20 protein-coding genes and 2 pseudogenes are annotated in these 19,864 nt (G+C 51.1%); 8 read left to right on the top strand and 14 right to left on the bottom strand.

Features of this window, described 5'->3' with window-relative positions:
- Positions 1-190: 190 nt before the first annotated feature.
- Positions 191-1,681 (top strand): annotated as a pseudogene (locus BZJ18_RS12635) (FAD-binding domain-containing protein); the annotation flags it as partial.
- Between the two features lie 91 nt (positions 1,682-1,772).
- Positions 1,773-1,934 carry a DUF2256 domain-containing protein gene (locus BZJ18_RS12630; RefSeq protein WP_077457247.1) on the top strand — a complete coding sequence of 54 codons (162 nt, stop codon included), beginning with the start codon at positions 1,773-1,775 and terminating at the stop codon, positions 1,932-1,934.
- Here BZJ18_RS12630 and BZJ18_RS12625 read toward each other — a convergent pair.
- Positions 1,870-2,802, bottom strand: a complete 933-nt coding sequence (locus BZJ18_RS12625) for a LysR family transcriptional regulator (protein WP_069589407.1) — start codon at positions 2,800-2,802, stop codon at positions 1,870-1,872. The genes BZJ18_RS12630 and BZJ18_RS12625 overlap by 65 nt on opposite strands.
- Positions 2,803-2,901: 99 nt before the next feature.
- Between BZJ18_RS12625 and BZJ18_RS12620 the strand changes: the two genes are divergently transcribed.
- From BZJ18_RS12620 to BZJ18_RS12610, 3 genes are read left to right on the top strand one after another with little or no spacing between them, the layout of a single operon-like run.
- Positions 2,902-4,269 (top strand): NADH-quinone oxidoreductase subunit L, encoded by a 1,368-nt coding sequence (locus BZJ18_RS12620; RefSeq protein WP_077457245.1) that lies wholly within the window; start codon positions 2,902-2,904, stop codon positions 4,267-4,269.
- The gene (locus BZJ18_RS12615; protein WP_077457243.1) at positions 4,269-6,716 is read left to right on the top strand and encodes a DUF2309 domain-containing protein; all 2,448 of its coding nucleotides are present in this window, start codon (positions 4,269-4,271) and stop codon (positions 6,714-6,716) included. Before BZJ18_RS12620 ends, BZJ18_RS12615 begins: the two co-directional genes overlap by 1 nt.
- Positions 6,717-6,724: 8 nt before the next feature.
- The gene (locus BZJ18_RS12610; protein WP_108743152.1) at positions 6,725-7,696 is read left to right on the top strand and encodes an L-threonylcarbamoyladenylate synthase; all 972 of its coding nucleotides are present in this window, start codon (positions 6,725-6,727) and stop codon (positions 7,694-7,696) included.
- Here the strand turns inward: BZJ18_RS12610 and BZJ18_RS12605 are convergent.
- A complete protein-coding gene (locus BZJ18_RS12605) occupies positions 7,689-8,156 on the bottom strand; it encodes a PaaI family thioesterase (protein WP_077457241.1) in 468 nt (155 codons plus the stop codon). The two genes, BZJ18_RS12610 and BZJ18_RS12605, sit on opposite strands and share 8 nt — an antisense overlap.
- A complete protein-coding gene (locus tag BZJ18_RS12600; RefSeq protein WP_077457283.1) occupies positions 8,101-8,610 on the bottom strand; it encodes a NifB/NifX family molybdenum-iron cluster-binding protein in 510 nt (169 codons plus the stop codon). Before BZJ18_RS12600 ends, BZJ18_RS12605 begins: the two co-directional genes overlap by 56 nt.
- A gap of 255 nt (positions 8,611-8,865) precedes the next feature.
- Here BZJ18_RS12600 and vapB point away from each other — a divergent pair, with 255 nt between their 5' ends.
- Together vapB and BZJ18_RS12590 are read left to right on the top strand one after the other, a co-directional pair.
- Positions 8,866-9,099 carry a type II toxin-antitoxin system VapB family antitoxin gene (gene vapB / locus BZJ18_RS12595; RefSeq protein ID WP_069363032.1) on the top strand — a complete coding sequence of 78 codons (234 nt, stop codon included), beginning with the start codon at positions 8,866-8,868 and terminating at the stop codon, positions 9,097-9,099.
- Positions 9,092-9,511, top strand: a complete 420-nt coding sequence (locus BZJ18_RS12590; RefSeq protein ID WP_241824967.1) for a type II toxin-antitoxin system VapC family toxin — start codon at positions 9,092-9,094, stop codon at positions 9,509-9,511. Before vapB ends, BZJ18_RS12590 begins: the two co-directional genes overlap by 8 nt.
- Positions 9,512-9,542: 31 nt before the next feature.
- Here the strand turns inward: BZJ18_RS12590 and BZJ18_RS12585 are convergent, their stop codons facing one another.
- From BZJ18_RS12585 to BZJ18_RS12565, 5 genes are all read right to left on the bottom strand, one after another.
- Positions 9,543-9,824, bottom strand: coding sequence for a DUF134 domain-containing protein (locus BZJ18_RS12585; RefSeq protein WP_021023566.1), 282 nt, complete (start codon positions 9,822-9,824; stop codon positions 9,543-9,545).
- A 127-nt stretch (positions 9,825-9,951) separates the two neighbouring features.
- The gene (gene gnd / locus BZJ18_RS12580) at positions 9,952-11,400 is read right to left on the bottom strand and encodes a decarboxylating NADP(+)-dependent phosphogluconate dehydrogenase (RefSeq protein WP_077457239.1); all 1,449 of its coding nucleotides are present in this window, start codon (positions 11,398-11,400) and stop codon (positions 9,952-9,954) included.
- Between the two features lie 11 nt (positions 11,401-11,411).
- Positions 11,412-12,137: a 6-phosphogluconolactonase gene (gene pgl, locus BZJ18_RS12575; RefSeq protein ID WP_077457237.1), complete on the bottom strand. Its 726-nt coding sequence runs from the start codon at positions 12,135-12,137 to the stop codon at positions 11,412-11,414.
- Positions 12,134-13,636, bottom strand: coding sequence for a glucose-6-phosphate dehydrogenase (zwf, locus tag BZJ18_RS12570; RefSeq protein ID WP_077457235.1), 1,503 nt, complete (start codon positions 13,634-13,636; stop codon positions 12,134-12,136). The genes pgl and zwf overlap by 4 nt, the downstream gene beginning before the upstream one ends.
- 221 nt (positions 13,637-13,857) lie before the next feature.
- On the bottom strand, positions 13,858-14,781 hold the full coding sequence (locus BZJ18_RS12565) for a LysR family transcriptional regulator (RefSeq protein ID WP_077457233.1): 924 nt from the start codon (positions 14,779-14,781) through the stop codon (positions 13,858-13,860).
- 223 nt (positions 14,782-15,004) lie between these two features.
- Between BZJ18_RS12565 and BZJ18_RS12560 the strand changes: the two genes are divergently transcribed.
- Positions 15,005-16,636 (top strand): glycoside hydrolase family 13 protein, encoded by a 1,632-nt coding sequence (locus BZJ18_RS12560; protein ID WP_077457231.1) that lies wholly within the window; start codon positions 15,005-15,007, stop codon positions 16,634-16,636.
- Positions 16,637-16,745: 109 nt separating this feature from the next.
- Here BZJ18_RS12560 and BZJ18_RS12555 read toward each other — a convergent pair whose 3' ends face one another.
- From BZJ18_RS12555 to BZJ18_RS17470, 6 genes and pseudogenes are all read right to left on the bottom strand, one after another.
- Positions 16,746-17,267: a GNAT family N-acetyltransferase gene (locus BZJ18_RS12555; RefSeq protein WP_077457229.1), complete on the bottom strand. Its 522-nt coding sequence runs from the start codon at positions 17,265-17,267 to the stop codon at positions 16,746-16,748.
- Between the two features lie 226 nt (positions 17,268-17,493).
- Positions 17,494-17,910, bottom strand: a complete 417-nt coding sequence (locus BZJ18_RS12550; protein WP_241824966.1) for a GNAT family N-acetyltransferase — start codon at positions 17,908-17,910, stop codon at positions 17,494-17,496.
- 101 nt (positions 17,911-18,011) lie between these two features.
- Complete coding sequence (locus BZJ18_RS12545; RefSeq protein ID WP_077457227.1) at positions 18,012-18,395, bottom strand: hypothetical protein; 384 nt, start codon at positions 18,393-18,395, stop codon at positions 18,012-18,014.
- A gap of 33 nt (positions 18,396-18,428) precedes the next feature.
- Positions 18,429-19,085, bottom strand: a complete 657-nt coding sequence (locus BZJ18_RS12540; RefSeq protein ID WP_077457225.1) for a peptidase E — start codon at positions 19,083-19,085, stop codon at positions 18,429-18,431.
- A 22-nt stretch (positions 19,086-19,107) separates the two neighbouring features.
- The gene (locus tag BZJ18_RS12535) at positions 19,108-19,344 is read right to left on the bottom strand and encodes a hypothetical protein (RefSeq protein ID WP_077457223.1); all 237 of its coding nucleotides are present in this window, start codon (positions 19,342-19,344) and stop codon (positions 19,108-19,110) included.
- A 315-nt stretch (positions 19,345-19,659) separates the two neighbouring features.
- Positions 19,660-19,864: pseudogene (locus BZJ18_RS17470) on the bottom strand (hypothetical protein); the annotation flags it as partial.

The raw sequence follows: 19,864 nt of genomic DNA, 5'->3' as shown, positions 1-19,864 counted from the left end.
TTCTACAGTTGGTAATTTTCCGATGCTTAAAAAGCAAATGCAAACCATTTTTATTTCGCTTTGTGCGCTTAGCGCTTGTTAATGAGAGAAATTAGACCTCAACCAAGTCACTATTAGGGATCCAAGCGTCATTCAGCCTCGTATCGCTAAAGGTGAATAAAAGATTGTTGTTACTACTGTCGAGAGCCCTATGTCCGCGCCCATCAGCCTTGTGTGGCTAAAACGCGATTTACGCCTGCGGGATCATGCCCCTTTACAAGCTGCCATTGCCGCGGGGCGTCCCTTGGTGATCTTGTACCTGTTTGAGCCATTGCTGCTTAACGATCCGCACCATAGCGAGCGCCATTGGCGATTTGTCTGGCAGTCGCTGTGCGATCTTAATCAGCAGCTGGCGCCGCTTGGCGGGCAGGTCACCATTTGCCAAGGTGAAGCACTCGCCGTTTTCGACACCATCCACCAGCAGCAGGCAATTGGCGCGGTCCACAGCCATCAAGAAATTGGCGTCGACGCGACATTTTCTCGAGATAAAGCGGTGGCGAACTGGCTGGAGACCCATCAGATCCCTTGGCATGAATTTCCCACTGGGGCGGTGATCCGCGGCGCGAAAAATCGGGTTGATTGGGACGCAGAATGGCAAAAAGTGATGCGTGCCCCTCTTGCCGATCCCGATTGGCAACAAGCGCGCTGGCTAGACACATCACTCACGCTACCCACGCTCGATCACCACAAGTGGGATTCTCCCGCGCCACGCTTTCAGCCCGGCGGCCCGAGTTGGGCGTATAAAACCTTACAGTCTTTTTTCCGCGAGCGCGGGCAAAGCTATCAACGCCACATCTCTAAACCACTCGCCAGCCGCAAAAGCTGTACGCGACTGTCACCCTATCTTGCATGGGGTAACATCAGCTTGCGCGAGATGTATCAAATCACCCTCCTCCATTGGGAAAAAAAGGGTTGGCGGCGTGCGCTGGTCGCTATGGTGTCGCGTTTGCATTGGCACTGTCATTTTATGCAGAAATTTGAAAGCGAGCACCACATGGAGCATCGCCCCGTTAATCGCGGCTACTTACATTTTGAGTACGCGAACGGTCCGCAGAGCGATGCGCATCTGATCGCATGGCAACAAGGTCATACTGGTTATCCGCTCGTCGATGCCTGTATGCGTTGCCTGCACGCCACCGGCTATATCAACTTTCGTATGCGGGCGATGCTGGTCAGCTTTTTAACCCACCATCTACTGATTGATTGGCGGCGTGGTGTCCATCATTTGGCGCAGTTATTTCTCGACTTTGAGCCCGGTATTCATTACCCCCAATTTCAAATGCAGGCTGGCGTAACGGGCGCCAATACCTTGCGCATTTATAACCCAGTGAAACAATCGCAAGAGCAAGATCCGGAAGGGGCATTTATTCGTGAATGGCTGCCAGAACTTGCCCCTCTGCCAGACAGTTTGATCCACACCCCGTGGCAAATGACTGACATGGAAGCGATGATGTACGGGGTGGTGCTTGGTGAAGACTACCCGAGACCTATTGTCGATATCGAACAAACCGGCAAACGTGCGCGTGATATTTTATGGTCGTTTCGTCAACAAGACGCGGTTCGTATCGAAAAAGCACGGATCCTCGCCACCCATGTGCGTCCAAGCAGCCCTGAGCCAACAAACAGCCCTGAGCAAACAAATAGTCCTGAACGACGAAAAAGCCCGGGGCACGCAGAAAAGCGCACTAAAAAATCACGTTTACCTGCCACTCAATCCCCTGGAGGCAACCCAGATGGCGCATAAAAAGCCACACCTCCCCAGCAAGATATGTTTGATGTGCGAACGCCCCTTTACGTGGCGTAAAAAGTGGGCGCGCTGTTGGGACGAAGTTAGGTATTGCTCTGACCGTTGCCGTCGCGAAGGTCGTCGCCATGCGCGAGCGGCGACGCACTGAACGCATCTAAAAGCGAATTCAATTTCGGATGTACCCACTGACGTTTAATCGATACCGCATAGAACGGCTCATACACACTCGGCAGTAAGGCGTAGCGGGTGAGCATACCGCTATCTAGTTCATCACGAACCACCACTTCAGGCATCACCGCCAACGCATCATTGTCGCGGGTTAATAGGCGCAGCATCGCCATATCATTGGCTTCTGCCATGATGTAAGGCTTGAGTTGATACTGCGCCGAGATGGCATCAAACCCCGAGCGAATCGGGTTATCGCCATAAGGCAACACCCACGCTTGGTGCTGGTAGCTGGCATCTAAAGTGGGCGATAACGCTTTACCCGGCCAACCAATCACGGCCACCGGCTGGCGTGCCAGTTGTTGGTACTGCCAAATTTGTTTATTGGTCCCCCGCACCGCGATATTGGTTAGCGCCAAATCCAACTGGTGATCAGACAGCGCATGAAGCAAGCCGGTTTGATCCATCGACTGCAACACATAACGGCACTCCCGTTGATTGACCAGTGGCTGAATAAACTGCTCGATAAAGTTCCGCGACATGGTCGATAAGGTGCCAATGCGAATCGTGGCACTGGACAGCGCCCCGCCGCTGGATAGCAACTGCTCTAACTCTTCCCCCTGTCGGAATATCTCTTCGGCATAGTTCATCGCTTGATAGCCACTTTCGGTCAACGTCAATGTACGACCTTGCCGCTCAAACAATTGCACCTGCATCGCCTGTTCAAGCTGTTTGATTTGCGACGACAGCGCCGACTGCGAAATATGCAGCTGACGGGCGGTCTGGGTCAGGTTGCCGTGGCGCGCTACCTGCCAGAAATAATACAAATGATGGTAGTTGAGTCGGCTCATCGTTCTCTAAAACAGAATGAAAAGTGATTTATTATGTATTTTACTTAACTGTAGTAAGTTTTCACAATGTATCGCATAACTATTGCTGTGAGGTAAGTCATGTTATCCCTATTTCTCGTCACTCCGCTCAAACTGGTGCTGCTCGCACTGGTTGCTCTTCTTGGCGGTGTTATATGGCGATACAGTGCCACTGCGTTTGCGGGCGAAGCCGACAAACACCGTTTTCTTTCATCCTTACTGCTCACCTTGTCAGCAGTCTTGTTGGTTTTAGTCAGTAATCACCTGTTGCTGTTTTGGTTCGCTTGGGTGGCAGTTAGCCTCTCATTGGGTCGGTTAATTCTTTTCTATCCGCATCGGCCTCGCGCCCAACTCGCGGCACACAAAAAAATGCTGCTCGCCCGCTTTAGCGAATTGCTACTCGGTGGCGCATTTTTACTGTTGTTTTTCCACTACCAAACCGCACAGATTGACCAATTGATGTTTCAAGTCAGCCAGCAGCCTCACACGCTGACTGTAAGCATCGCCGCCTTTATGTTGGTGGGCGTGGCGATTATCAAGTGCGCTCAACTGCCCTTGCACGGCTGGTTGATTCAAGTGGTGGAAGCGCCAACGCCGGTCTCTGCCTTATTGCACGCCGGTATTGTGAATCTTGGCGGGATCTTATTGATGCTATTCGCGCCAGTGCTCGCGGCAAGCCCCAGTGCCAGCCTTGCCCTGCTGGTTATCGCAGGCGTCAGTACGCTGGTAGCTGGGCTGGTGAGCCTGACACGCGTGAGTATCAAGGTAAAACTGGCGTGGTCGACCGTCGCACAAATGGGTCTGATGTTAGTCGAAATCGCCCTAGGTCTTTACGAGTTGGCATTGCTTCACTTGCTGGCGCACTCTTTCTACAAGGCGTTCTCTTTCCTCAACAGCGGCAATGGCGTGAATCATTGGCTCGCAATCCAACTGGCTGACGCCTCAGTCCCGCGTCGCTGCCATTGGCTTGCTGCGATGGCCACCGCCGCCGGTTTGATTGTCGCCGTGCATCTAAGCGTTGGTATTTTAACGAGCTTGGCCGCCGGTTGGTTGCTGTGGATGGCGATGACCATGCTGCTATTACCGGCCTTTACCCGCCCAGGCGCTGCTCGCCCGACACGCGTGCTGCTCAGTAGCGTGTTTGCGCTTGGCCTGCTCGGGCTCTACGCCGCCATTAAACATAGCTTGATTGTGTTTGTCGCGGGCGGAAATACCACCTATTTATTTGCCGATGTCTTAGCGCTGGTGCTGTTTGTCGCGCTGTTTGCTCTGTCACTGGCGGTCCAGTACTGGCCTCACAAAGCGTGGGTCAACCGCCTGTTTATTTGGCTGAACGCCGGGGCTTACCTTGATGAATGGGCGACGCGCTTGACTCTCAGATGGTGGCCGAGTGCTTCTTTAATCCAACTACAAACGACCCAATGGCAACCGCATAAGGAGACGCGTTAATGATTGCGAAAACGCCCAACGTATCTGCACACCCTGAGTCCCTCGATGTGAGCGATTTTCGCGATGCCACCCAGCAAGCAGTCGCAGCGATTGCGCCAAGCTGGCCGTTGRATCAAATGATTGCAGTGAACCCATGGTGGCCGCAACGCTTTACCCCCATTGAGCAAGTCTTTGCTGAGCAAGCGGTGTTAAGCGGCCACTGTCCGTTGATGTCGTCGGCGTACTATCTGTCGCATTGGCAATCGCCCATTAGTGAGGCACATCTTGCCAAGGCCATTTCAACCTCTGACAGCACATTGACGGTCAGTGATTGTCTGCGTGCGCTGCGTAGCCATAGCCGTGACCTCCCGCGTTGGAAACCATTGGCTGAGTTGTGTGACCGCACTCGAGAAGCACAAGAAGGCTTATCGTGGCAGCAAGAAATCCAGCAACAAGTGAGCCAGTTTCTCGCGCTCTATCACCAATACCCACAGCGTTTTGATGCCCAAGGCCAAGGCGGTGAGCACCTTTATCAATGCTGGTTGGATGTAGTGAGCCAAGATAAAGGCATTAAAACCCTCACTGGCGTGGATTTGCTCGCCGATTTCGCCGCTCTGCCCACCCAAATGGATGCCCTGATCGCTGAAGCGGCCGCCTTTTGGCAACCGATCCTTCACGACCAAGACGGTAACTTGGCCTATTGCCACGCGCTGATGCATGGCTTATCGGGCTGGGCAAGCTGGCAAGCTTGGTTAGATTGGCAGCAACAGCTCAGTGACAGTGAACAGCAAGATCATGGCATGGGCCTGTTCGCGATTTTACTCGCGTGGGACACAGTGCTGGCACGCTGGCTTGCCAAACACCGTGAAACAGCGTGGGCAAGCATTCGTCAGTCCATGCACCATCAAGCGGTGAATGTGCGCCATTGGTATCACCAAGCACAACAACAGCTCGCGCCACTGTGGATTTGGCAACAAGCGCTGGAAATCAGTCAGCAGCGCCCTTGGGCACACGCCTTGTCCGCGCAGGCCAGTGTCGACACCCTCGCCACCTCGCCCACGTTGCAAGCTGTGTTTTGTATCGATGTGCGCTCTGAGCCGATGCGTCGCGCGTTAGAAGCACAATCCGATCGGGTTCAAACTCTTGGCTTTGCCGGCTTTTTTGGCTTGCCGATCGCTTATCAGCCCACCGATAGCCATATTCACCGCCCACAACTGCCCGGCTTACTGGCGCCAGCGGTCACCGCCTCACAAACCCATGCAACTCCCGAACGCTGGTTACGAATGACCAAGCTCGGCTGGCAGCGTAGCCTCGATGCGCCCGCCGCCAATTTAGGCATGGTCGAAGCCGGTGGCATGTTAAAGCTAGTGAGCCTATTAAAACGCGCATTACGCATTTCTGGCACCGAAAACCCGCTAAATCGACTCAGCCATACTGACAGTGATTGGGCGCTCACCCGTGACAATACACCATTAAGCGCAGCAGAAAAGGCGGAGCTAGGCGCTGGTATCTTGCGGGCAATGGGCATTGCTGACCAACTGGCCGATGCCGTCTTGTTGGTGGGTCATGGCAGTGAAACCTGTAACAACCCTCATGCAGCAGGGCTTGACTGTGGTGCTTGCGGCGGACAAACCGGCGAGGTGAATGTCCGTGTGCTCGCACAATTGCTGAATGATGCCGACGTGCGCGATGCGATGGCACAACAAGGCGTAACCATTCCCGCCAGCACCCGTTTTTATGCCGCCATGCACAACACCACCACCGACGCGCTGGATGTCTTCCACGCTCCCGAGCATGCCGCGTGGCAAACTTGGCTGGCCGACGCGAGCGAGCAAGCACGTTCAGCTCGCGCCAACCAATTTGCTCAAGCGCCTACCCAGGCATCCAAACTCAAACGCTTCTTTGCCTCACGGGCCAAAGACTGGGCACAAATGCGTCCTGAGTGGGGACTGTGTGACAACGCCGCGTTCATCGTGGGCCCGCGCACTCTGTCTCGACAGATTAATTTGCAAGGTCGCAGCTTTTTACACGACTACGACATGCACAAAGACCGTGACTTTAGCCAGCTTGCGGCGATCCTCACCGCACCCATGGTGGTCAGCAATTGGATCAATCTGCAGTACTTTGCTTCTGTCACCGCACCGGAAAAATTCGGCAGCGGAAACAAACTGCTACACAACATCGTGGGTGGCCACATTGGGGTGTTTGAAGGGAATGGTGGCGACTTACGAATCGGCTTATCGCATCAATCCGTGCACGATGGCCGTCGATATCGCCACCAGCCAGTGCGATTAAGCGTATTTATCGCTGCCCCTCGGGAGGCAATTGATAGTATACTTGCACGCCATAACGATATAGCCGCGCTGGCGAATCACGGCTGGCTGTACTTGATGCAAATTGATGCGCAAGGTGCAGTATGGCAACGCGATCGCTCGGGTCAGTGGTATCAACTGAACGTAGCAACATAAAACGGAGCATGTCGTTGAAAACGCAACTTCTCTCAGCGCAGTGTTCAACGGACCTAACACAAGCCGCCGAGCTGCTGAAAGCCGGCGAACAAGTCGCGGTGCCCACAGAAACCGTGTACGGTCTGGCAGCGGATGCCAGCAATCCAGACGCCGTCGCGGGCATTTTTACCGCCAAAGGGCGACCCGCCAATCATCCTTTGATTGTTCATCTCGGTGACGTCACGTCGATCACCGAGTGGGCAACGCTGATCCCGGATGAAGCATATAAGCTGGCGAATGCCTTCTGGCCAGGGCCGATGACGCTGCTGCTGCCACGAGCCGAGCATGTTTCACCGGTAGTCACGGGTGGATTAGATACCATTGGGCTTCGCGTGCCCGCGCAACCTGTGTTATTGGACCTGCTTACCACTCACCAACTTGCCGTTGCCGCCCCGTCTGCGAACCCGTATAAAAAGCTCAGCCCCACCACGGCAGAGCAGGTGATGCATGGTTTAGGCGGAAAAATAGCCGCAGTGATTGATGGCGGCCCTTGCCAACATGGGCTGGAGTCAACCATTGTCGATCTTACCAAGCGTCCATTCCGCGTACTTCGCGCCGGTCCAATCACCGCCAGCGAACTAAGCGCCGTGCTGGGTGAAACGGTCGACGCCCCCGAGCAGCACGACACCGTGGTGCCCGGCAATGTGGGAAGCCATTACCAACCCAACACACGGTTGCAGATGGTGGCTGCGGACTTGTCTGATCTCCCTGCGCCCCAGCCTGAAAAACGCGCGGCCTTGCTTCACTTTGGCGAAGCACCGACACGGGATGATCTGGTCTGTATTGCCATGCCGGATGACGCCGCACGCTATGGGCAAGCGTTATATCACCAACTCGCCCAAGCCGACCAACTGGGCGTCGATGAAATCTGGCTCGCCCAGCCCCCTCATGGCGAAGCGTGGCTTGCGGTGCATGATCGCCTGCGCCGCGCCGTCAGCTAGTTTTTGACGCACGCATTCGCATAAAGCTTGCYGTTGCGCTGGCACACACAGTGTCTGCAACGGTCAGCGTTGCCTCCAACTGACTCATTCCGTGTTTCGCTTTTACACACCAAGCACGTATCTCAGCCTCAACCGCAATGGGCACTGGATGGTGATAGCGAATATTAAGTGACGCTGTCACACTTTGCGGGGCAAACAAGAAGGTACAATGGGTCAACGCCGCATCCAAAAGCGTGGCAATGACCCCACCGTGCAGCTGATCTTGATACCCTTGCCAAGTGCTTTCTAACCATACGTTAGCGGTCACGGCGTTGTTATCGTCTTGATAAAATTTAAGATTAAACAGCCCGTTGTCACTGCAAGCCACACACTGATGATGCGAGCGTGGCGGCATCACACGTAATTCAGTCATGGCAACCGCAACCGTGGCCACTGTTTCGACCTCGTTGACCTTGTCCATGTCCACACCCCCGATGTTGACCACCTATACCACTGTCTTGCGCGCCACACCCTCGCCCACGTCCTGAATGACACGCTGCTTGCCGTTGTTGTGGTTGCTGCTTCATTCGCTGCAACGCCGGTCGTCCTTGACTGGCATCCGTAAGCGGTTGCCAGTACGCAGGCGACAGCCACTGAGTGGGATTTAAGCGACCATTAGTGAGCTGATACACATGTAAGCCTGCATCAAGTAATCCCGCTAACGCATGCTCACCAATATGACGGGTCACCACGCGCGTTACTTGGTTGGCTTTCAGCATCGCTATCAAGGCGTTTTTGGCACCACAACCTTCCGTTACACGTGGGTTGGCGAATTGAGCAAGTGCTTGGCCATCGTCGTCAAACAGCGCGAAATGTTCTGCTTTCATAAAATGTCCCTCAGGGCGGTCTTGATTCATCGCAATAGCAATTGTCATCTTCCGTTCTCTCTTTATATAAATGGCATATGCTAAAAATACACTTCATTTATAGCATATGCAATAAACAAAGTTAGAAGAGGTCAAAAATAATGTGTTGAAGCATCAAGTTTGCCATTACAAATGCACGACTTGTGAGAGGTGTAAGGTCTGGCCCTTTCAGTTCGATTTTCATTACAGTCATGCATATGTTTGACATATGCCACACTAAAATTATACTGAATAAAGATTGAACAAATACATGGCGAGGACCTTATGAGAACAATATCCATTTTCAAAAATGGCAAGAATCAAGCGGTACGCTTGCCAAAGGATTTTGAGTTTGACGGCGTTAATGAGCTTGAAATTCATAAAGAGGGGGATGTCATCACCTTACGCCCAGCTCGCCCAAGTTGGCTCTCATTTGGCGAGCTCGAAAAGGCTGATAGTGATTTCATGACCCATCGCGAGGAGCTGATCAAAGACGAGGGACGGTTCAACTTTGACTAACAAAATCAACTATATGCTTGATACATGTATTTGTTCATTCATTATGAGAGAGCAACCCAGAGCGGTGTTGAAAAAGCTTCACACTGTTGTCGGCAATCAACATCGCATTGTTATCTCAGCCATTACCTATCAAGAAATGCAATATGGGTTGTTAGGAAAAAAAGCATCACCAAAACATGCCGTGCTTGTTGATGCTTTTCTTCAGCGAATCGATGAGATTTTACCTTGGGATAAAGCCGCCGTTGACGCGACAACTGCAGTTAAGCGCAACCTAATGAATAAAGGCACCCCTATTGGCGGAAACGACACCGCGATTGCCGGTCACGCCATTGCGACTGGTTGTGTGCTAGTCACAAACAATACGAGGGAGTTTCAGCGTGTTGAAGGACTGAAACTTGAAGATTGGGCTTAATAGTACTGACGTAACGACGGCTCATGTCGAATTACTCTTCTGACTCAAACACCAGTGCTTTGCCTTCTACGAGGCAGGCGGTGGTTTTGGCGCGGGCGCGTTTAACTAGGTTGGCTAACGTTTGACGAGATACGCCCATGACTTCCGCCGCTTGCAGTTGCTGCATCCCTTGATGATCAACAAGGCGCATGGCTTCGAACTCATCCAAACCTATGGTCACCGTCTCTAGCTCACTGAGTGGAATGGCGTTGGGTTTAAAACAGTTGGTATGCGGTTTCCCGCAAATACGGCGGGGCATTTTAGGACGCGGCATGGGGTCTCCTTTTTTGCCTATGCTAAGTGAGTTTTTTGCTTATGCCAACAAAAAGGGATGCTGGCGCATCCCTTTTCTATTTATAGCTATGGACAGTGACTTAGTCTGCTACGTTACACGCCGTACGTTACACGTCGTACGTAGTAGAGGCGGTGTTACCGCCGGTGCCTGTCCAGTTGGTGTGGAAGAACTCACCRCGMGGCTGRTCAAGRCGCTCATAGGTGTGKGCACCRAAGTAGTCACGCTGKGCTTGCAGCAGGTTCGCAGGTAGACGTGCCGTGGTGTAGCCATCCAAGAAGGTCAGCGCCGATGTAGTACATGGCATTGGGATACCGGTTTCCATCGATTTCGCCGCCACTTTACGCCATGCCGCCAAGCAGTTATCCAAAATCCCTTTAAAGTACGCATCTGAGCCCAAGAAGGCCAAGTTAGGATCTTTATCAAACGCATCGCGGATATTACCCAAGAAGGCCGAGCGGATAATACAGCCACCGCGCCACATCAGTGCGACGTTACCGTAGTTCAGATCCCAACCATTCTCATTAGACGCTTCACGCATCAGCATAAAGCCTTGCGCGTAAGAGATAATTTTTGACGCCAGCAGCGCTTGACGCAGCGCATCAACCCACTCGGCTTTATCGCCTTCAACCGGCTGGATGTGTTTTTCAAACAGCTTCTCTGCCGCGACACGCTGATCTTTAAGTGCCGACAGGCAACGTGAGAAGACCGACTCAGAAATCAGAGTCAGCGGAATGCCAAGATCCAGCGCGTTGATGCCGGTCCATTTGCCGGTGCCTTTTTGGCCCGCGGTGTCGAGAATTTTCTCAACCAATGGCTCACCGTCTTGGTCTTTATAGCCCAAAATGTCTGYGGTGATTTCAATTAAGTAGCTATCTAGCTCGGTTTTGTTCCAGTCGGCAAACACCTGCTGCATCTCGTCATGGCTCATGCCAAGGCCGTCTTTCATGAACTGGTACGCTTCGGTGATCAGCTGCATGTCGCCATACTCGATACCGTTGTGCACCATTTTCACAAAGTGACCGGCACCATCACGTCCAACCCAATCACAGCATGGTTCGCCGGCGTCGGTTTTCGCGGCGATACCTTGGAAGATAGGTTTAACAGCTGGCCACGCTTCTTCAGATCCACCCGGCATGATAGACGGTCCAAAGCGGGCCCCCTCTTCACCGCCAGACACACCGGCACCGATAAAGTGAATGCCTTTTTCACGCAGTGCTGCCACGCGACGGTTGGTATCTGGGTAGTTGGTATTACCGCCATCGATAATAATGTCGCCTTCGTCAAGCAGAGGCGTCAGTTTGTCGATAAAGGTATCCACGACGGCGCCTGCGCGAACCATCAGCATCACTTTGCGCGGTTTTTCGAGCTTCTCAACCAGCTCTTCTAACGAGTAAGCGCCAACAATGTTGGTGCCCTTCGCTGGGCCTTCCAGAAACTCATCCACTTTGGCCGCGGTACGGTTATGCGCCACCACCTTAAAGCCGTTGTCGTTCATGTTAAGGATCAGGTTTTGGCCCATGACTGCCAAACCAATTACGCCGATATCACCTTTCATCGTGCTCTCCATTAATTCTGTTCTGGTAATTTTTTTGCTGCCGCGGCATCGAGTACCCATTCCGTAGTGCCTTTGGCACTGCGGATATTGGCGGCAGGGTATGGCAGTTGGGTAGGCTCGTGTGTGGCGATCTCATGCACGATCGCTTGTTTGCCTTCACCCAACACCAGATAACTGATTTTCTTCGCCGCGCGCAGAACACGGGCGGTTTTTGATACACGCTTTTGCCCCGATTCAGGATGCGAGGCCACCAGCGCGAGCGCGGTATTGTCATACTGAGGATCGTGCGGGAACAGCGAGGCCGTATGCCCATCGCCACCGACGCCCAGCAAGATCCAATCAAACACAGGTGTGCCGTTTTCGCTTGGGATCAAGGCTTGCATTTCCGCACTAAAGCGCGCCGCTTCCACGTCCGGGTCGTCTTCACCACGAATACGGTGAATGTTCTCTTCCGGAATGCGAATGTGGCTAAACAGCAGCTTATTGGCCTCACCAAAGTTACTCTCAGCGTCATCCGGTGCTACACAGCGCTCATCACCCCACCAAAAATGCAGGTTTTGCCACTGAATCGCCGTGGCATAGTCGTCACTGGCTAAACGCTTAAACAGCATTTTGGGTGTGCTGCCGCCAGAAAGCGAAATGTGTATGGCACGATCTTGCTCACTGAGTGCTTGCATCGTATCCGCTAAATGATTGACCACCGCGTCGGCATCATCAAAAACTCGGGCATTTATCATAATTCGCAGTATTCCGTGTCAGTCAGGTTTTTGCAGGGAAAGCGCCAAGCATGGCCATCACGCTCAAGCAACTGATCCGCTTCTTTCGGTCCCCATGTTCCACAGGCATAGCCAAACAAGGCTTTGTCATTTTCTTTGTACTGCAGAATAGGCTCAACAAACTGCCAACAAGCTTCGACTGCATCACTGCGCGCAAACAAGGTGGCATCGCCTTTAAGGGCATCCAGTAACAAGCGCTCGTACGCGGTCAGCATCTGGGTTTCTTCCAGTGATGCGTAATGGAAGTCCATGTTCACGGCTTTCGCATTAAAGCCGGCGCCCGGCTCTTTAAGGCCAAAGCTCATTTGAATGCCTTCGTCGGGCTGAATACGGATCACCAAACGGTTCTCAGGGGCATTTTTGCCGAACACAGGGTGCGGAGTCTGTTTAAAGTGGATCACCACTTCGGTCACGCGGGTTGGCAAGCGTTTACCGGTGCGCACATAAAAAGGCACCCCATTCCAACGCCAGTTGTTGATAAACATCTTCAGGCCAACATAAGTCTCAGTGCGCGAGTCTTCCGCAACCCCCGGCTCATTGCGATAACCCGGTAACGCATTCCCACCCACTAATGATTCCGTATACTGACCGAGCACCAAGTTGTTAGTCAGATCATCATCAGATAGTGGTTCGAGTGATTGCAGTGCTTTAAACACCTCATCACGCATGGCGTCTGCATTGATTTGTGCCGGCGGCTCCATCGCCACAAGCGCAAGCACTTGCAGCAAGTGGTTTTGGAACATATCGCGCACCGCACCTGATTGGTCGTAGTAGCCACCGCGGCCTTCTACACCCAGATGCTCCGCACCGGTGATCTCTACATAATCGATAAAGTTACGGTTCCAAAGCGGTTCAAACATCGCGTTGGAGAAACGGAAAACCAGCAGGTTTTGTACTGTTTCTTTGCCTAGGTAATGATCAATGCGGTAAATCTGATGTTCGGCAAAGTGGGCGTGAATGTCTTTGTCGAGCTGGCGCGCGGAAGCTAAGTCATAACCAAATGGCTTTTCGACCACCAAGCGCTTCCATCCGGTGCTCTCGTCATTGAGGCCATGTTCAGCCAAGCTGGCAGGAATCGAATTGTAAAGCTTTGGTGGCGTGGCAAGATAAAACAGCGTGTTCCGCTGGGTGAAGCCATACTGATCGGCCAACTCATCTAACCGCTCTGTTAGGTGGTGGTATTCGTGAGTATCTGAGATATTAAATGACTGATAGTGCACATGCGCCATAAAGGCGTCGAGTGTAGCAGGATCGGTCTTCTCTAGCTCCTGCATAGAGTGACGCAACTTGTCGCGAAATGACTCGTCACTGTAGAAGGTGCGGCTTGCGCCTAGAATTGCGAAAGACGCAGGCAGCTGTTTGTTCGCATACAAATGATACAGGGCTGGGATCAGCTTACGGAAGGTCAGATCGCCAGATGCACCAAAAATAACAATGCTGCTGTTTTCTGGAATTACCATCATCTTTCCTTTGATAATAAAGGTACTGCATGTGATTTGCGCCACAAATTAGCAGCGCTATGGCCAAATTGGTAATTGGCGCTACCTATTGATGCCATCGTTGTAACCACTGAATCTGGCGGCTGTTCCTTGTTCATCCCTACATTGAGAACTCAGTATTCCCAGCCAGTGTGCTACAAAGGCGGTCTAGTCTAGCACTTTCTTACTCAATAAGCTTTACCCTAACTGGTATGACATGGTCGAGTGCCCATCTGCTGAGCAGCGTCACACAGCTGTTGGATCAGTGCCTCGACTTTCTCATGCCGCGCATTACGCAGGGTATATAAACCGACGTTACCTGTTTTGTTGGGCTGGGTTGTCAGCACGCTCACACCCTGACTGGCAAGATATGTGTCGGCTTTGCTGGTATAGGGCATCACTGCTTGCGTGTCGTGCAACAGATCGATACTGGCGCTCAGCGCATCGACATCAAACACCACAGTGTGCGCACAGGTGACAGGCGTAATCGGGTTGGCAAGCAAATGCGCATGCCGGGCGTGATCAGGCGTGACACGCATCAACGGCCAATCATTTAAACGCTGAGGATCGATGCAGGCCGATGTGTCTGCGAGTAGCGGATGGTTATCAGCCACATAGTAGCTTTCCGCGTCCTGAAACAAGGGCATAAAGCGCACTTGCTGGCTCGCAACCAGATCGTCAATTTCATGACCGATAAACACATCCACATCGCCACTGAGCAGCGATGCCATCAGTGCCAAGCGATTACCAAATTCGATGTGGACCGCACACTGGCGCTCAGCTTGATAATCAAGCACTGCCGGTTTAACAAACAAAGGCCACCACGCCTCCCCAGTGCCAAGCTTTATTTGTCCCGCTTCACGCGCTTGCAAAGCATGAAGCTGGGCATGAAGCCGTTGTCGCGCGGCATGCTGTGCGGTGGCATGCTGATAATAAAGCTCTCCCGCGGGTGTCATACTGACGCCACGAGGGTGGCGAACCAACAGCGGACACGCGAAACGTTGCTCCAGCTTTTGGATCTGTGCCGTCAATGAGGGTTGGCTGATCCCTAACTGCAACGCGGCCGCTTTAATGCCACCCGCCTCAACCACCGCAATAAAGTAGCCGGCGACTTTTTCTACATCCATACCGCCCTCACTCACAATTTAATGGCTTACTTTATAGCCTAATAAGGATACACCATTCAATGGTAACGCGTATTTTTAGTCCATTACCACCTTACCTATAGCCAATCGGTTATATCAATAAGCGCCACGCCTATTTTTCTTAGCACCGCCCGCGCGCTAGGCTGTTGGCCACATCTCAAGCTGAGGCTTTGAGGATTTTTATTGTCGATAAGAGGTAATCGGTATGCAGTACGCTTGGTGGCATGATGCCGTTGTTTATCAAATCTACCCACGTAGTTTTTACGACACCAATGATGATGGCATTGGCGATCTGAACGGAATTATCGAGAAACTCGATTACTTACATTGGCTCGGCGTCAATGTGTTATGGCTATCACCGGTGTACCAATCGCCGATGGATGACAATGGCTACGACATTTCCGATTACTGCGCGATCGCGCCTGAATTTGGCACCATGGAAGACATGACGCGCTTGATTGATAACGCCGGCGCGCTTGGCATCAAAATCGTGATGGATTTGGTCGTCAATCACACCTCCGACGAACACCCTTGGTTCCAAGCTGCGCTTCAAGACAAAAAAAGTCCCTATCGCGACTTTTACATTTGGCGCGATGCCAAACCCGATGGCAGCGCACCCGATGATCAAGGCTCAATTTTTGGTGGCAGTGCATGGCAATGGGAGCCAAAAACCGAGCAATATTACTTTCACTTGTTCTCCAAACGTCAGCCCGATCTGAATTGGGAAAACCCTGCCGTCCATGACGCTGTGCATAAAATGATGAACTGGTGGATCGACAAAGGCATTGGCGGATTCCGCCTCGATGTGATTGATTTAATTGGTAAGGAAATCGACAAAGGCATTACCGGCAACGGGCCGCGCCTTCACCCTCTGCTACAGGCAATGAATCGAGCCACATTTGGCGACAAAGACTTGCTCACTGTCGGCGAAACATGGGGCGCAACGCCGGAGATCGCCAAACTTTATAGCGCACCGGAACGCAATGAACTCTCCATGGTGTTCCAATTTGAACACATTACCGCTACCTGGAAAGACGGCGATAAATGGCAGCCCGTGCCGCTGGATGTCGCCGCCCTCAAACAGGTACTGTTCAAATGGCAACAAGAGCTGGCCGATAGCGGTTGGAACTCACTATTTTGGAACAACCACGATTTGCCGCGCGCCGTATCCAAGTTTGGTCACGACGGCCAATACCGAACCCGCTCGGCAAAAATGCTCGCCACAACCTTGCACTTGATGAAAGGCACGCCCTATATCTACCAAGGGGAAGAGATTGCGATGACCAATGTCGCCTTCCCATCTATCGACGATTATCAAGACATCGAAACCCGCAATTTTTACGACTTGCGTGTGGCAGAAGGCGTTGATCCAGACACCATGATGGAGGCGGTCTACCAAAACAGTCGCGATAACGCCCGTACCCCGATGCAATGGGAGAACGCACCGCAGGCAGGCTTTACCCAAGGAACACCGTGGTTACCGGTTAATCCTAACTACCCCACCATCAATGTGGCGCGGGCGACTGAAAATAGCGGCTCGGTGCTTTATCACTACCGTCAATTGATCAAGCTCCGCAAGCAATACCCAGTGATCGTACATGGCCAGTTTGCGCCTGTGGAAGCATCACACCCTGATGTGATCGCCTACGAGCGTTTCGACGACACCCACCGTATTCTCGTGGTCAGCAACTTTAGCGAGCAAAAACAAACCATCACCCTCCCCGCGCATTGGCACGATAAGGCCTTAACCTGCCTAAGCTACAATATGGATCCGGTCAAACAGTTAAGCACCACCTACAAACTAGCCCCTTACGAGTCGTTTGCGGTAATGCAGTAGCAAGGGCGTTTAGTTGCCGATATCATCACGCGCCTGCAGATAGCTGCAGGCGCCCAGCCAAAGGCGACTCACCCCTCTTACACGCCATAAACGACGTCTACCGAAGGCATTAATACATATACCCCAGCCAATCCATATGCCCTGCAGGCCATGATTTATCTTTCATCGGTTTAACGTACAATTCATCAACATACTCAACCGCAACGCCATAATTTGTATGTTCATGGATGCGTAGCCAAGAGGCATGTGACTCGACAAGCTGAAAGCCATTAGCCACATAAAAATCGTGCACCTCAGAGATAAGAATAATGAAATCAACGTCCTTATCTCTGGCATAGTCAGCCAGTTGCGCCAGCATACCCGAGCCAATCCCTTTTCTTTGCCAAGCGCTGTCGATGCAAAAATCACTCACCCCTAATACTTTGTATACGTCGCCACCGACATTCACTGCCCTATAATCCAACCCCATATAACCAATCAGTTGATTACCTTGGTACTGCAATGCCCGCATGTGGAGAAGCTGCTTATAGTAAGAACGGGCAACTTGATGGTCAGGAAATGCCTTGTTTCTAAGGGCTTGAATAGCCTCATGCTGCGCGTTCGACACTTCGATTTCTGGGAGAATTTCCATGTTTAAACTATTGATAATAAATCCATTTATTCAATTATTAACCAGTTCGCCATACTAATAGGGTTCCAATCATCTTGTCTTATCGGTGACGGGCAAATGTGTTTTAGTTCACACAATAAAAATGGCGGCTTCTACGTAAAGTAAAAGCCGCCATTTCGTAACAACCTTCATTAGCGCTCGATGATAGTCACTCACTTTCTTGTGGGGTTTGCTTTTATATAAGCTGTTAGGTCACGATCAATCGATACAAATACGCGTCACTCGCCCCATACTGAATCCGTTTGATTCTTTGAAAACCCTGTTTCTCGTAAAACCGCTGCGCGCCGACACTGAACGTGGGAGTTTCTAGTTCGATAACCTCTCCCGGCAGTATGTGTGCCTTAAGAAATTCGAGTGCCGTCTGACCTACCCCTCGCCCTTGATAATCTGGGGCGATAAACAGCCTTATCAACTGGAGGATGCCGGATTGGTATAAAAAGTAAAACCCGCCCACCCGCTGACTTTTTTGCTTAATCACATAATATTGGTAACAGCTTGCGGCGTATCGTTGATGATCATAGCTATCATAACCAGGCGGTCCCGACCCACAAAGCGCGCGGTCAGACGCAAATGCGCGTATTTGCAACCGTACGAGTTCATGCATGTCACACTCATTTGCCTTTTCGATCAAGCACACGTCATCACTCACTTCTTTCACCATACCAAGCAGCTGTGGTCACGCCTCTTTGTAATCACGAATGGGACTCATGGTTGCTCTATCTGCTTAAAGTTGAAATTCAATAGCTGAGATTTACTGATTGGCGTGCTCGATTCAGCAAAGAAAACGTGTCGCGCTCCCGCCCCTAGTGTCGCTTCGCGGAAAGCACGTACCTCAACATTAGTAATCCCACCTTCAATTTTCTCGATAAATTGAACAATCGCTATTGGCGATAGAGAAAAAATACTTTTAGGTAATAGTTCATCGAGTACCTCTTTTAAACAGCGTTCAATGGCAAAGAACTCCCCCATTAAGGTTCTTGGATGCGATAGCGCTGCACATGTCCGCACAATCGAGCTATCCGTTTCAAGATGTGTTGCTTTAACTTCACCCTTTTTAATTTGCAGATGCACATGATTCTTTTTGAACACTTAAACTCCTTGGAAAAATGGCACACATCATTTTTAAATATTAGTCTTATCAACATTCTTCATAGTCACCTTTACCCCTGTTTGAATGGTAATCGTCTTATGGTACCGACCATTAACGAAATGTAGTGCTGAATCATCAGTTATCCCATAGCAAGGCATGCTTATATGATGATTGGCGAACTGAGAAAACAGCTCAGCTTTTTCGTCACTCCCCGTATAATGCGCTGATGCAAGACCTTGGACAAAGCTAAGCCCCTCGATAACGGAATACTTCTCAGGATCGCTATCTGTGATCCCGTAGTCGAACCAACATATTGCGCCCGCACTCATACCACACAATATGATGCCACTTTCATAGCAATCTTGAAGTATTCTATCTATCCCCCACGCTTTCCATACCGCTAACATAGAGCGTGTATTACCACCACCGACATAAATTACATCTTGCTCTTGCAGATGTGTTCGCCAGTTTAGGTTGGCTTTAAATAATGGAAAATGACTTAAGCGGCGACTGAGTTTGGACTGATAAAAACGGTCGATGGCTTCCTCAGCATCCCCAGTGGCAGTGGGAATATAGCAAACTTTCGGATCGCTTTTCCCAGTCAACCTGAGTGCATATTGATCTAATTCGCTTTGTTGTTCTCCCATCATCCAACCACCACCGCCTAACGTGACAATATGTTTATCCATTACGTGGCCTGTTTTTTAATTACTATTGAAATTCGTCACCCTGATTTTTTAAAGTTTTATGCCCGCACCTTGTACAAACTTCATATCGATCGATTAAGTCCAACGATGCACCAACAGGACTGGCAACACCACCAAAGAAACCGTCGAGAAAAGCCTTAAACTGTTCTTTTTTACTTTTCCCATATTTAGAAGGCTTTTGCTTTATGATTTCTTTATGCTCAGTTTCTTGTCCACATTTCTCACAAAACATACTATTCATTCTGATTCCTCAACACTTCTGCACCTTTATTCACTTTTCGATGCGTCTCATCGCTCCATCCAGCCATGTTCTTTTTTAAGCTTAGTGAATATATTCCGTCGTCTTTTTAACTTGATTTATAGGCTGGCTTACTCAGATCGTCGATGCCTGCTCAATAAAACTGGTTCAAATCCATAGCCGATCCAATTCTTTGATGGCTTTAGTCCCGCCAAGTACTGCTTGGCGAGACTCCTATTAAAAACTATGAGGCTCAAGGCCTTTCCGTGCTCTGTTTAGTTAATCGCGTCTATCTAAACGTTGCTCTGTTGCGCTGATTTAGCGTTTGATAACAATAGTGCCCGTTTCAACGACACGAGACTCCTTCGACGCCATGACCTTCGCTGTGTGCTTTTCGGATGAGAAAAGTGATTTCGCTGATGTCATCGGTTGACTGATAGACGGAGCATGCTCTTGTTTTTGATAATGAATTTCCCAATTTCGAGTGTCAGTGTTGTAGCAATTTCGAGTGTCAGTGTTGTAG

It is taken from the genome of Salinivibrio sp. IB872 (assembly GCF_001995345.1).
Classification (GTDB): domain Bacteria; phylum Pseudomonadota; class Gammaproteobacteria; order Enterobacterales; family Vibrionaceae; genus Salinivibrio; species Salinivibrio proteolyticus.
This window is presented reverse-complemented; position numbering and strand designations above follow the sequence as displayed.

Coding starts and splice junctions, on each gene's coding strand:
- BZJ18_RS12630 (WP_077457247.1), top strand. CDS start 1,773: ATGGCGCATAAAAAGCCACACCTCCCCAGCAAGATATGTTTGATGTGC.
- BZJ18_RS12625 (WP_069589407.1), bottom strand. CDS start 2,802: ATGAGCCGACTCAACTACCATCATTTGTATTATTTCTGGCAGGTAGCG.
- BZJ18_RS12620 (WP_077457245.1), top strand. CDS start 2,902: ATGTTATCCCTATTTCTCGTCACTCCGCTCAAACTGGTGCTGCTCGCA.
- BZJ18_RS12610 (WP_108743152.1), top strand. CDS start 6,725: ATGTCGTTGAAAACGCAACTTCTCTCAGCGCAGTGTTCAACGGACCTA.
- BZJ18_RS12600 (WP_077457283.1), bottom strand. CDS start 8,610: ATGACAATTGCTATTGCGATGAATCAAGACCGCCCTGAGGGACATTTT.
- vapB (WP_069363032.1), top strand. CDS start 8,866: ATGAGAACAATATCCATTTTCAAAAATGGCAAGAATCAAGCGGTACGC.
- BZJ18_RS12585 (WP_021023566.1), bottom strand. CDS start 9,824: ATGCCGCGTCCTAAAATGCCCCGCCGTATTTGCGGGAAACCGCATACC.
- pgl (WP_077457237.1), bottom strand. CDS start 12,137: ATGATAAATGCCCGAGTTTTTGATGATGCCGACGCGGTGGTCAATCAT.
- zwf (WP_077457235.1), bottom strand. CDS start 13,636: ATGGTAATTCCAGAAAACAGCAGCATTGTTATTTTTGGTGCATCTGGC.
- BZJ18_RS12565 (WP_077457233.1), bottom strand. CDS start 14,781: ATGGATGTAGAAAAAGTCGCCGGCTACTTTATTGCGGTGGTTGAGGCG.
- BZJ18_RS12560 (WP_077457231.1), top strand. CDS start 15,005: ATGCAGTACGCTTGGTGGCATGATGCCGTTGTTTATCAAATCTACCCA.
- BZJ18_RS12555 (WP_077457229.1), bottom strand. CDS start 17,267: ATGGAAATTCTCCCAGAAATCGAAGTGTCGAACGCGCAGCATGAGGCT.
- BZJ18_RS12550 (WP_241824966.1), bottom strand. CDS start 17,910: ATGCATGAACTCGTACGGTTGCAAATACGCGCATTTGCGTCTGACCGC.
- BZJ18_RS12540 (WP_077457225.1), bottom strand. CDS start 19,085: ATGGATAAACATATTGTCACGTTAGGCGGTGGTGGTTGGATGATGGGA.
- BZJ18_RS12535 (WP_077457223.1), bottom strand. CDS start 19,344: ATGAATAGTATGTTTTGTGAGAAATGTGGACAAGAAACTGAGCATAAA.